This is a genomic window from Streptomyces sp. BE20 (assembly GCF_036322525.1).
In the GTDB taxonomy this organism is placed as follows: domain Bacteria; phylum Actinomycetota; class Actinomycetes; order Streptomycetales; family Streptomycetaceae; genus Kitasatospora.
On sequence record NZ_JAQYWW010001061.1, the window covers coordinates 24968 to 37037 of the forward strand.

Consider the following 12070-nt stretch of genomic DNA (forward strand, 5'->3'; position numbering starts at 1 on the left):
GGGCGGGCGGGCCGCGGGGCGGAGCGGGCCGCGGGCCCGGTCGGCGGGCCGGTGGGGCGGGCCCCGCGAAGGGGTCGGGGGGCGGTCCGGAGGAGTAGTGCGGGCGGCGGGGGAACCGCCACCCCGGGGGCCCGGGGGGAGGCGGCCGGCGGGCGGGGTGCCCGGGCCGCGCCCCCGGAAGCGGTCAGCAGGGGCGGCGGCGCAGGTCCAGGACGTAGTCGTCGGGGGCGCCGGCGCTCTCCGCCGCGTCCGCGATCAGCCCCAGGTACCGGGCGGCGGGCAGGCCGCCCTCGTAGTCGTTGAGCACGTACGTCCAGACCGGCACGTCGCCGTCCAGGGTCTGCGCGCGCAGCTTGATCTTGCGGTAGATGCCGAGCTGGACGCCCTCCCAGCGGTCGAGCCCCTCCTCGTCCATCGGCGCGACGTCGTAGAGCGAGACGAAGACCTGGTCCTTCTCGTCCTCCACCACCGTGGCCAGCGAACCTTCCCAGCCGAGCTGCTCGCCGCCGAAGGTGAGCCGCCAGCCGGACAGCCACCCCGTGGTGCGCAGCGGTGAGTGCGGGGCGCGGCGGGTCATCTGCCGGGCATCGAGGTTGGTGGCATACGCGGCGTAAAGGGGCATGGGGGGAAGACTACGTTCCTCGGGCGATCGGGCAGAAGCCCCGACCCCGGCGTGGCAGCGCTCCCGGCGTGCGGGACAATGGTGGACGTGACTCGGATCGTGATCATCGGTGGCGGACCCGGCGGATACGAGGCGGCCCTGGTGGCGGCCCAGCTCGGCGCGGAGGTGACCGTCGTCGACCGCGACGGCCTGGGCGGATCGGCGGTGCTCACGGACTGCGTGCCGTCGAAGACGTTGATCGCGACCGCGGAGGTGATGACCACCTTCGACAGCTCGTACGAGGAACTCGGCATCATCGTCGCGGACGACACTCCGCACATCGACAGCCCGGCCCGGGTGGTCGGCGTGGACCTGGGCAAGGTCAACCGCCGGGTGAAACGCCTGGCGATCGCGCAGTCCCACGACATCACCCAGTCCGTCACGCGGGCCGGCGTCTCCGTGCTGCGCGGCCGCGGCCGTCTCGGCACCGGGGGCCAGGCCGTGGACGGCTCCCGCGAGGTGCTGGTCGACGCGCCCGACGGCAGCGTCCAGTCGCTGCGCGCCGACGCGGTGCTGATCGCCACCGGCGCGCACCCGCGCGAGCTGCCGGACGCCCAGCCGGACGGCGAGCGGATCCTGACCTGGACCCAGGTGTACGACCTGGAGGAGCTGCCGCGCGAGCTGATCGTGGTCGGTTCCGGCGTCACCGGCGCCGAGTTCGCCGGTGCGTACCAGGCGATCGGTTCCAACGTCACCCTGGTCTCCTCGCGCGACCGGGTGCTGCCGGGCGAGGACCCGGACGCCGCCGAGGTGCTGGAGGAGGTCTTCCGCCGTCGCGGCATGAACGTGATGAGCCGCTCGCGGGCCGAGAGCGCCAAGCGGATCGGCGACAAGGTGGAGGTGACCCTCTCCGACGGCACGGTGATCGAGGGCACGCACTGCCTGATGGCCGTCGGCTCGATCCCCAACACGGCGGAGATGGGCCTGGAGGAGGCCGGGGTCAAGCTCAACGACTGGGGCCAGATCCAGGTCGACCGGGTGTCCCGCACCTCCGCCCCGGGCGTGTACGCGGCCGGGGACTGCACCGGCGTCTTCATGCTCGCCTCGGTGGCGGCCATGCAGGGCCGGATCGCGATGTACCACGCGCTCGGCGACGCGGTGCAGCCGCTCAACCTGAAGACCGTGGCCTCCAACGTCTTCACCGACCCGGAGATCGCCACCGTCGGCTACACCGCCGCCGACGTGGAGTGCGGCAAGATGGACGCGGTCGAGGTCAAGCTGCCGCTGCGCGGCAACCCGCGGGCCAAGATGCAGGGCATCCGGGACGGCTTCGTGAAGCTGTTCTGCCGCCCGGGCACCGGGATCGTGGTCGGCGGTGTGGTCGTCGCCCCGCGGGCGAGCGAGCTGATCCACCCGATCTCGCTCGCGGTGGACGCCAATCTGACCGTCGAACAGGTGGCCAGCGCCTTCACCGTCTACCCGTCGGTCTCCGGCTCCACCGCCGAGGCCGCCCGTCAGCTCCACATCCGCAAGCGGGACGCGGGCGAATCCTGAGCACCCGGGGCCCAGTTGAGGGCGGTCGCCGTTCGGCGGCCGCCCTTTGCGCAGGCCGGGGCGTCACCCGGACGGCGGGCGCAGTTCCGGGTTGCTGACGGCGCGTATTGTACGGTCACGCGCCGCTCTTGCGTGAGCAATTCCCGCTACTAGCAGCAAACGCCTGAAAGCAGACGGTCACGCACGTTACCGTCGGTTCTGTGTTTGCAGCAGAACGTCGCCAGTTGATCCTCGAAATGGTGCGCGCCAACGGAGCGGTCTCGCTCCGGGAACTGGCCCGCGTCGTCCAGACCTCCGAAGTGACCGTGCGCCGCGACGTACGGGCACTGGAGGCAGAAGGGCTCCTCGACCGCCGGCACGGCGGCGCGGTGCTCCCCGGCGGCTTCAGCCGCGAACCCGGTTACCCGCAGAAGACCCACCTCTCCGCCGCAGAGAAGAGCGCCATCGCCGATCTCGCAGCGGGCCTGGTGGAGGAAGGTGACGCCGTTGTCGTCGGCGCCGGTACCACCACCCAGGAGCTGGCCCGCCGGCTGGCCCGGGTGCCCGGGCTGACGGTGGTCACCAACTCGCTGCTGGTCGCCCAGGCGCTGGCGCACGCCAACCGGGTGGAGGTGGTGATGACCGGCGGTACGCTGCGCGGCTCCAACTACGCCCTGGTCGGCAGCGGCGCCGAACAGTCGCTGCACGGGTTGCGGGTGTCCAAGGCGTTCATCTCGGGCAGCGGACTGACCGCCGAGCGAGGCCTTTCGACCACGAACATGCTCTCCGCGAGCGTGGACCGGGCGTTGGTGCAGTCGGCCGCCGAGGTGATCGTCCTCGCCGACCACACCAAGCTCGGCGCGGACACCATGTTCCAGACCGTCCCGACCGAGACCATCACCCGGCTGGTCACCGACGAGCAGGCGACCGCCGACGACGCCACCGCGCGGGAGCTGGACGCGCTGGCCGACTGCGGGGTGCAGATCGACCTCGCGCCGCTCGGCACCCCGCCGACCGGTGACGCCCCGGTGCACGGCACCGGCAGCGGTCCCGTCCACCAGACCCAGCCGGGCCCGATGGCCCGCCGGGCGGCCCCGCCCCCGGGCGGCGCCCCGCTGCCCGGCCAGCGCCGCCCGGGCACCCACGGCCCCGGGGGTCCGGGCGGTCCGGGCGGCCCGCTGCCGGCCAGACTCGCCGAGCTGGGCCTGCCGCGCGGGCGGTGACCCGCCGCCGGAAACGGCACCGGTCCGCACACCCTGGGGGGCGTACGGACCGGTGACGCAACGGGTGGACGTCAGTCCTTGATCTCGCAGAGCGCGGCGCCGCTGGAGACGCTGGCACCCACCTCGGCCTTGAGGCCGACGACGGTGCCCGCCTTGTGGGCGTTCAGCGGCTGCTCCATCTTCATCGCCTCCAGGACGACGATCAGCTCGCCCTCCGCGACGACCTGGCCCTCCTCGACGGCGACCTTGACGATGGTGCCCTGCATCGGCGAGGCCAGCGTGTCACCGCTGACGGCCGAACCGGCCTTCTTGGCACCCACCCGGCGCTTGGCCTTCGCGGCCCCCGCACCGGCCGCCGGGGCGGTGGAGACGCCCAGCGAGGACGGCAGCGAGACCTCGATCCGCTTGCCGCCGACCTCGACGACCACGGTCTCCCGGCCCTCGGCCTCCTCGCCGTCACCGGCGGCACCGGCGAACGCGGGGATGGTGTTGTCGAACTCGGTCTCGATCCACCGGGTGAAGACCTGGAACGGGCCCTCGCCGCCGTGCACCTCGGGGGCGAACGCGGGGTCGGTGACCACGGCCTGGTGGAACGGGATGGCGGTGGCCATGCCCTCGACCTTGAACTCCGCCAGCGCGCGCCGCGCCCGCTCCAGCGCCTGCTTGCGGTCGCGGCCGGAGACGACCAGCTTGGCCAGCAGGGAGTCCCACGCCGGGCCGATGACCGAACCGGTCTCGACACCCGAGTCCAGTCGGACGCCCGGGCCGGACGGCGGGGCGAACAGCGTCACGGTGCCCGGCGCCGGCAGGAAGTTACGGCCCGGGTCCTCGCCGTTGATCCGGAACTCGAAGGAGTGACCGCGGACCTCCGGGTCGTCGTAGCCGAGCTCCTCGCCGTCGGCGATCCGGAACATCTCCCGGACCAGGTCGATGCCGGTGACCTCCTCGGTCACCGGGTGCTCGACCTGCAGACGGGTGTTGACCTCCAGGAAGGAGATCGTGCCGTCCAGCGCGACCAGGAACTCGCAGGTGCCGGCGCCCTGGTAGCCGGCCTCCTTGAGGATGGCCTTCGAGGACCGGTACAGCTCGGCGTTCTGCTCGGGGGTCAGGAACGGCGCGGGCGCCTCCTCGACGAGCTTCTGGTGCCGGCGCTGCAGCGAGCAGTCACGGGTGGAGACGACCACGACGTTGCCGTGCTTGTCCGCCAGGCACTGGGTCTCGACGTGCCGGGGGTTGTCCAGGTAGCGCTCGACGAAGCACTCGCCGCGCCCGAAGGCGGCGACCGCCTCGCGGACCGCGGACTCGAACAGCTCCGGGATCTCCTCCAGGGTGCGGGCGACCTTGAGGCCGCGGCCGCCGCCGCCGAAGGCCGCCTTGATGGCGACCGGCAGGCCGTGTTCCCGGGCGAACTCGACGACCTCGTCCGCACCCGCGACCGGGTCGGGCGTGCCGGCCACCAGCGGGGCACCGGCGCGCTGCGCCACGTGCCGGGCGGTGACCTTGTCCCCGAGATCGCGGATGGCCTGCGGCGGCGGGCCGATCCAGGTGAGGCCCGCGTCGAGGACGGCCTGGGCGAAGTCGGCGTTCTCCGACAGGAAGCCGTAGCCGGGGTGGACGGCGTCCGCACCCGAGTCGGCGGCGGCCTGGAGGACCTTCGCGATGTCCAGGTAGCTGGTGCCGGGGGTGTCGCCGCCCAGCGCGTAAGCCTCGTCGGCCGCGCGGACGTGCAGCGCATCCCGGTCCGGCTCGGCGTAGACGGCGACGCTGGCGATACCGGCGTCCGAGCAGGCACGGGCGACGCGGACGGCGATTTCCCCGCGGTTGGCGATGAGCACCTTGCGCACTGTGGCTCCCTTCTTGAACCTCGTTGAGTTTATGGATTCCTGGGCAGTACCGGCGAGTAGCCCCAGGTTGTGAACTATCCCACACGGAGGGTGATGCGTCCGGACGGGTGGTGGGCGGCCCGGCGGAAGTCTCTGCAGGTGACGGCAGGTGGGTCGGAGGGCGTCCGGTGCTTGCGGACGGTGACGCAGTGTCCCGGCGGGGCGGTGGCGGGGCGGTGGGCTTGGCCACACTCCGGCGGTTCGCGAGCCGCGCCCGGGCGTTCCTCAGGGAGTCGGCGCCGGGGCGGGGGCGGTGGAGGCGGGGGCACCGGCGGCCGGGGCGGCGGAAGCGGGGGCGCCGGCGGTCGCGGCGGGCGCGGCCGGGGTGGGCGCGCGCTCCAGGGCCTGGGCGGTCACGTCGGCGACCTGCTCGACCACGTCCGGTCCGTACGCCTGGGGGTTGACCACCCGCAGGAGGAGGGCGAACGTGCCGTCCGCGCCGTGGCGGCGGGCCAGTCGGCGGTGGTGCGCCACGAGGTGGCGGACTCCGGCCTGGTTGGCGACCCCGGTCTGGCCGGAGATCAGGAAGACCGGGCGGCCACCCCCGGGAGTGGCCAGCCGGGCCAGCAGGACGTGGACCCCGGCTTCCCAGTCGGCGGTGTAGGAGCGGCCGCCGACAGTGATCACGTTGTCGGCCGCTTCGGGGCCGCTGGATATCGTCACCCCGGGCAGGCCCCAGGCGAGGTGGGCGGCCATCCGGTCGTTGGAGACGGGGCCGCCGAAGCAGAGTTCGGTCTTGGCGCCGAGGCTGCGCGGCGCGGCGTCGTGCGCGACCAGGTCGGCCTGCGAGCCGCACTCCTTCACCAGGGCGGCCAGCTCCATCAGCGCGTAGGCGTCGCGCCGGGTGACCGTGCGGGGATGTGCGCCGGTGCCGATGCTGCGGTTGACCACGATCAGGCACTCGCCGCCGGCCGGCAGGCCGAGGAAGGCCCTGGTCCGTTCCAGCCGCCGTCTTCGGCGCAGGCTCTGGCCGAGCCACCCGATCGTGGCGCTGAGTGCGCTGGCGACCAGCCCCAGCAGCACGTTGAGCAGACTGTCGGTCATCCGCCCATCACCTCCCCGTTCGAACGGTGCCGGTCAGCCTAGCGGTGGGCAGGCCGGTGGCCCCGGTCCGGACCGTCGACGGTGCCGGAGCGCACTTCTAGCGTGCATCAGATGAGGCAAGCAACGGGGAAGTTGGCGTTAATAGCACTCGTCTTTGGCGCACTGACGACGGCCGGGTGCAGCAGTTCGGGCACGGGCGGAGCGGCGGGCCCGCCGCCGGTCGCCGCCGTGGTCCCGCTCAGCGGCCCGGCCCGCTTCGGCGCGGATGCCGAGCAGGCGCCCGCCGCCGCGACCTCCCCGGTCAGGCAGCCGAAGCCCTACCCCGGCTCGAAGTGCGGCGCCGAGCTGCTGGGGCCGGCGCGTCGCCGGACGTCCCGGGTTTCCGGGGCTTTCCGGCGCCAACGCCCCGGCCGGCGGCCGACGTCAGACCCAGAGGTCGGTGATCCGGACGTCCAGTTCGGCGAGCAGGCCGCGCAGCAGCGGCAGCGAGAGGCCGATGACGTTGCCCGGGTCGCCGTCGATGCCCTCGACGAACGGCGCCGAGCGGCCGTCCAGGGTGAACGCGCCGGCCACGTGCAGCGGTTCGCCGGTGGCGATGTAGGCGGCGACCTCGGCGTCGTCGGGGGTGCCGAAGCGGACGGTGGTGGAGGCCGTGGCGGCGGCCTGTCGCCCGGTGACGGTGTCGATGACGCAGTGGCCGGTGCGCAGCACGCCGGCGCGGCCGCGCATCGACTGCCAGCGGGCCAGCGCCTCGGTGGCGTCGGCGGGCTTGCCGAGCGCCAGGCCGTCCAGCTCCAGCACCGAGTCGCAGCCGATCACCAGTTCGCCGTCGGTGAGTGTGGCGGCGACGGCCTTGGCCTTGGCCTCGGCGAGGACGAGGGCCAGCTCGGCGGGGGTGGCGGCGGTGAGGGCGTCCTCGTCGACGCCGCTGACCACCACGCGCGGGTCGAGGCCCGCCTGGCGCAGCAGCCCGAGGCGGGCGGGGGAGGCGGAGGCGAGCACGAGGGTGCGGCGGTCGGTCATGCCCACCAGCGTAGAGGGGCGGTCCGGTCGGCCGGGCGGAGCGTCGCGTTCAGAGCATCAGCAGAACGGCGATCAGCAGGGTGAGGGCGGCGAGCACGTGGCCGGCCCGGTGCAGCCTGCGCTGCATTCGCTGGGCTTCCGGGGACGGCTCGTCGCGGGGATCTGACCAGAGCACTCCTCCAGGGTGCTCCGCGGGGCTGCCGGGACGCCTGAGTATCCGTACTCAGGTTTCGGGGCAATCCGGACGTTCGCCGGGCGTGCCGCCGGGCGGGGCGGCAGGTGCTTCGCCGGCACCTGCCGCCCCGCCCGGGGCGCGCCCGGTGCTGCTATCCGGCCCAGCCGGAGGTGCGCCAGGCGTTGGCGCCCGGGCGCGGGGCGGTCCGGAGCCGGCGGGCGCGGTCGTTCCAGGGGGAGTCCGGGCCGGCGCCGGCCCGGCGGGTCGCCTCGGCGGCGGCCTGCGCGGCGGCGGCCCGGGCCTGGACCACCGCCAGGACGGTGGCCAGCTCCTCGGGGGTCGGCTGCCCGTGCAGCACGTGGATCGGGGCCATGCTCAATCCTCTCGCGATCCTCTCGGAGCGGGCGACTACAGCGGGATGTTGCCGTGCTTCTTCGGCGGCAGCGTCTCGCGCTTGCCGCGCAGCGCGCGCAGGCCGCGGACGATGTGCCGGCGGGTCTCGCTCGGCGCGATGACGGCGTCCACGTAGCCGCGCTCGGCCGCGAGGTACGGGTTGAGCAGGGTGTCCTCGTAGGAGGCGATCAGCTCGGCCCGCTTCGTGTCGACGTCGTCCGCCTCGGCCAGCTCGCGCCGGTGCAGGATGTTGACCGCGCCCTGGGCGCCCATCACCGCGATCTGCGCGGTCGGCCAGGCCAGGTTGAGGTCGGCGCCCAGGTGCTTGGAGCCCATGACGTCGTACGCGCCGCCGAAGGCCTTGCGGGTGATCACGGTGATCAGCGGGACGGTGGCCTCGGCGTAGGCGTAGATCAGCTTGGCGCCGCGGCGGATGATGCCGTCCCACTCCTGCTCGGTGCCGGGCAGGAAGCCGGGCACGTCGACGAAGGTCAGCACCGGGACGTTGAACGCGTCGCAGGTGCGGATGAACCGGGCGGCCTTCTCGCTGGCGGCGATGTCCAGGCAGCCGGCCAGGTCCATCGGCTGGTTCCCGACGATGCCGACCGCGTGGCCCTCGACCCGGCCGAAGCCGGTGATGATGTTGCCCGCGTACAGCGGCTGGGTCTCCAGGAACTCGCCGTCGTCGAGGATGTGCTCGATCACCCGGTGCATGTCGTACGGCTGGTTCGCCGAGTCCGGGACCAGGGTGTCGAGTTCGAGGTCCTCGTCGGTGATCGCGAGGTCCGCCTCCTCGGGGAAGGACGGCGGGTCGGAGAGGTTGTTGGAGGGCAGGTACGAGAGCAGGCTCTTGACGTACTCGACCGCCTCCTTCTCGTCCGCGGCCAGGTGGTGCGCGTTGCCGGACTTGGTGTTGTGGGTGTGCGCGCCGCCCAGCTCCTCCATGCCGACGTCCTCACCGGTGACGGTCTTGATCACGTCGGGGCCGGTGATGAACATGTGCGAGGTCCGGTCGGCCATCACCACGAAGTCGGTGATCGCGGGGGAGTAGACCGCGCCGCCCGCGCAGGGGCCCATGATCAGCGAGATCTGCGGGATCACGCCCGAGGCGTGCACGTTGCGGCGGAAGATCTCGCCGTACAGGCCGAGCGAGACCACGCCCTCCTGGATCCGGGCGCCGCCGGAGTCGTTGATGCCGATCACCGGGCAGCCGGTCTTCAGCGCGAAGTCCATGACCTTGACGATCTTCTCGCCGAACACCTCGCCCAGCGAGCCGCCGAACACGGTGAAGTCCTGCGCGAAGACGGCGACCTGACGGCCGTCGACGGTGCCGTACCCGGTGACCACGCCGTCGCCGTACGGGCGGGTCCGCTCCTGGCCGAAGTTGGTCGAGCGGTGCCGGGCGAACTCGTCGAACTCGACGAAGGACCCCTCGTCCAGCAGGTCCGCGACCCGCTCACGGGCCGTCAGCTTGCCCTTGGCGTGCTGCTTCTCCACCGCCTTGGCGGAACCGGAGTGCACCGCCTCGTCGAGCCTGCGCCGGAGGTCGGCGAGCTTGCCGGCGGTGGTGTGCGGGTCGTACGGCGCCTCGGTCATCCGGTGGCTCTCCCTGCTCCTTGGCCGCGACCTGTTTCGGGGTCGCGCGGACCGGGTGGGGATCCGCGCGGATGAGGGCAGGGCGGCGCTACGAACTACCGTTGGGTAGCGTAGTCATCGCTGACGGTTTCCCGTTATGGCCAGCGACACAGTGTGGTCGGCCGCCGTTCTGCGGGACAATGGGGCGGCCTAGGGCCTCTAGGGTGTGCCGCATGACCTCCGACACCCCCCGCCGCAGTGGACTGCGCGGCTTCGGCCATGCCGGGCCGTCGCCGTGGACCGACCTGGACCGCCCGCCGCTGGACGCCGAGGCGCTCCGCCGGGACCTGCTGGTCCCGGGCGGGTTGTGGACCGGGCTGGACGTCGTCGACGAGACCGGCTCCACCAACACCGACCTCGCCGCCCGGGCCCGGGACGGCGCCCCGCAGGGCGCGGTGCTGGTCGCCGAGGCGCAGCGGACCGGGCGCGGACGGCTGGAACGGCAGTGGACGGCGCCCGCCCGTTCGGGGCTCTTCTTCTCCGTCCTGCTTCGCCCGGACGGGGTACCCGTCGAGCGGTACGGCTGGCTGCCGATCCTGGTCGGTGTCGCGGCGGCGAGCACGCTGAGCCGGGTCGCCGAGGTGGAGGTCGGCCTGAAGTGGCCCAACGACCTCCAGGTCGGGATCGACGGGGCGGAGCGCAAGCTGGGCGGCATCCTCACCGAGCTCGGCGGCGGCGCGGTGGTCGCCGGTCTGGGCGTCAACGTCTCGCTGCGCGCGTCCGAGCTGCCCGTCCCCACCGCCGCGTCGCTGGTCCTGGCCGGTGCCGCCGTCACCGACCGGTCCACGCTGCTGCGCGCGCTGCTGCGCGAGTTCGCCGGCCTGTACCGGGAGTGGACGGACGCCGCCGGCGACCCGCACGCCAGCGGACTGCTGAGCGCGTACGCGGACCGGTGCACCACGCTCGGCCGGGAGGTCAGGGTGCTGCTGCCCGGCGACCGCGAACTGGCCGGCGAGGCGGTGGCGATCGACGGGGACGGCCGGCTGGTGGTCCGGACGCCCGACGGTTCGCGGCGGCCGGTCGGCGCGGGCGACGTCGTCCACGTGCGGCCGGAGCCGCGCTGACGGCGGCCGGCCGGTCCGGCGCCGGGGAGCGGCGCCGGAGCGCGGAACCGCCCGGGCCGACGGGAGTCTTCACCACCCCTTGACCCGGGCGGATGCCCCGGATCGCGGGATTCCGTGCGAATATTCCACCTGGCAGCAGTGTGAGGCGCGCCACTGCCCGCCGGGGTGGCGGGCGCGCCCGGACAGGCAGGACACGAGGCGAGTGCGGCGACCGCACGGGGACGGACCGGTGGCAGAGGACGGCAGCAACGGCGGCGCGGCGGGCCCCCACGACCAGACGGGCCCCCACGACCAGACGGTCGCCCTCGACCTGGAACGCCTGATCCTGGACGCGCCGCGACGCTACACCCCGTACCAGGCCGCGCGGGCGGCCGACGTCCCGATGGACCTGGCCACCCGGTTCTGGCGGGCGATGGGCTTCCCGGACATCGGGCAGTCCCGGGCGCTGACCGACGGTGACGTGATCGCTCTGCGCAGGCTGTCCGGGCTGGTCGAGTCGGGGCTGCTGAGCGAGGCGATGGCGATCCAGGTGGCGCGTTCCACCGGTCAGACCACGGCCCGGCTGGCCGGCTGGCAGATGGACACCTTCCTGGAGAACCTCACCCAGTCCGTCGAACCCGGTCTGACCCGCGCCGACGTCGCGTACCCGCTGGTCGAGCTGCTGCTTCCGGAGCTGGAGCAGTTCCTGGTGTACGTCTGGCGCCGCCAGCTGGCCGCCGTCACCGGCCGTGTGGTGCAGGCCGCGGAGGACAACGAGATCACCAGCGGCCGGCTCGCCGTGGGCTTCGCCGACCTGGTCGGCTTCACCCGGCTCTCCCGGCGGTTGGAGGAGGAGGAGCTCGGCGAGCTGGTCGAGACGTTCGAGAACACCTGCTCCGACCTGATCGCCGGCCAGGGCGGCCGGGTGATCAAGACGCTGGGCGACGAGATCCTCTACGTCTCCGAGGACCCGGTGACGGCAGCCGAGATCGCGCTCAGCCTGATCGAGGCGCTGGCCGAGGACGACAGCATTCCCGCGCTGCGGGTGGGCATGGCGTTCGGCACGGTCACCTCGCGGATGGGCGACGTCTTCGGCACCACGGTCAACCTGGCCAGCCGGCTCACCTCGATCGCCCCGAAGGACGCGGTGCTGATCGACGGTGAGTTCGCCGTCGCGCTGGAGCAGAACGGCAGTGTCGCGCCCGCCGACGTCGACGGGCCCGGCCTGGCCGAGGCGCTCGCGGCGGCGGCCGGTTCGCGGCCGGCGGGCGCCCCGGACACCGGGCACCGGTTCAACCTCCAGCCGATGTGGCGCCGTCCGGTGCGCGGGCTCGGGCTGGTCGAGCCGTGGCTGCTCTCCCGGCGGCTGCGGGCGGAGTAGGGCCCGGTTCGGCAGGCCGGAACGGGTTCGGCGCGGCCGTGACGATGCGCAGTGGCCGGAGCTGCCGGAGCTGTCCGACGCTTTCGGAGCGGGCGGAGGCTTTCGGAGCTGCCTGAACGGTTCGGGAGAACGGCCG

The 12070-nt window shown here is 73.5% G+C and carries 11 protein-coding genes; 4 read left to right on the forward strand and 7 right to left on the reverse strand.

Features of this window, described 5'->3' with window-relative positions; all coding sequences use genetic code 11:
* Nucleotides 1-184: 184 nt before the first annotated feature.
* The gene (locus tag PUR61_RS30420) at nt 185-622 is read right to left on the reverse strand and encodes a gamma-glutamylcyclotransferase (protein ID WP_329882712.1); all 438 of its coding nucleotides are present in this window, start codon (nt 620-622) and stop codon (nt 185-187) included.
* A gap of 78 nt (nt 623-700) precedes the next feature.
* On the opposite strand from PUR61_RS30420, the gene PUR61_RS30425 reads away from it, so the two are divergent.
* Entirely contained in the window at nt 701-2155 is a 1455-nt protein-coding gene (locus PUR61_RS30425; protein WP_329882713.1) for an NAD(P)H-quinone dehydrogenase, read from the forward strand.
* Between the two features lie 236 nt (nt 2156-2391).
* On the forward strand, nt 2392-3357 hold the full coding sequence (locus PUR61_RS30430; protein ID WP_329882789.1) for a DeoR/GlpR family DNA-binding transcription regulator: 966 nt from the start codon (nt 2392-2394) through the stop codon (nt 3355-3357).
* A 71-nt stretch (nt 3358-3428) separates the two neighbouring features.
* Here PUR61_RS30430 and PUR61_RS30435 read toward each other — a convergent pair whose 3' ends face one another.
* The 6 genes from PUR61_RS30435 to PUR61_RS30460 all read right to left on the reverse strand — a co-directional run bounded on the left by PUR61_RS30435 (nt 3429) and on the right by PUR61_RS30460 (nt 9471).
* On the reverse strand, nt 3429-5201 hold the full coding sequence (locus PUR61_RS30435) for an acetyl/propionyl/methylcrotonyl-CoA carboxylase subunit alpha (protein WP_329882714.1): 1773 nt from the start codon (nt 5199-5201) through the stop codon (nt 3429-3431).
* A gap of 264 nt (nt 5202-5465) precedes the next feature.
* Nucleotides 5466-6284: a hypothetical protein gene (locus PUR61_RS30440; protein WP_329882715.1), complete on the reverse strand. Its 819-nt coding sequence runs from the start codon at nt 6282-6284 to the stop codon at nt 5466-5468.
* Between the two features lie 423 nt (nt 6285-6707).
* Entirely contained in the window at nt 6708-7307 is a 600-nt protein-coding gene (locus PUR61_RS30445) for a nucleoside triphosphate pyrophosphatase (protein WP_329882716.1), read from the reverse strand.
* 49 nt (nt 7308-7356) lie between these two features.
* Nucleotides 7357-7482 (reverse strand): morphogenic membrane protein MmpB, encoded by a 126-nt coding sequence (gene mmpB / locus PUR61_RS30450; RefSeq protein ID WP_329882717.1) that lies wholly within the window; start codon nt 7480-7482, stop codon nt 7357-7359.
* Between the two features lie 151 nt (nt 7483-7633).
* Nucleotides 7634-7855, reverse strand: coding sequence for an acyl-CoA carboxylase subunit epsilon (locus PUR61_RS30455; RefSeq protein ID WP_329882719.1), 222 nt, complete (start codon nt 7853-7855; stop codon nt 7634-7636).
* 35 nt (nt 7856-7890) lie between these two features.
* A complete protein-coding gene (locus PUR61_RS30460; RefSeq protein ID WP_329882720.1) occupies nt 7891-9471 on the reverse strand; it encodes an acyl-CoA carboxylase subunit beta in 1581 nt (526 codons plus the stop codon).
* Between the two features lie 212 nt (nt 9472-9683).
* On the opposite strand from PUR61_RS30460, the gene PUR61_RS30465 reads away from it, so the two are divergent.
* Entirely contained in the window at nt 9684-10574 is an 891-nt protein-coding gene (locus PUR61_RS30465; protein ID WP_329882721.1) for a biotin--[acetyl-CoA-carboxylase] ligase, read from the forward strand.
* 202 nt (nt 10575-10776) lie between these two features.
* Nucleotides 10777-11934, forward strand: a complete 1158-nt coding sequence (locus tag PUR61_RS30470; protein ID WP_443035263.1) for an adenylate/guanylate cyclase domain-containing protein — start codon at nt 10777-10779, stop codon at nt 11932-11934.
* Nucleotides 11935-12070 lie beyond the last annotated feature (136 nt).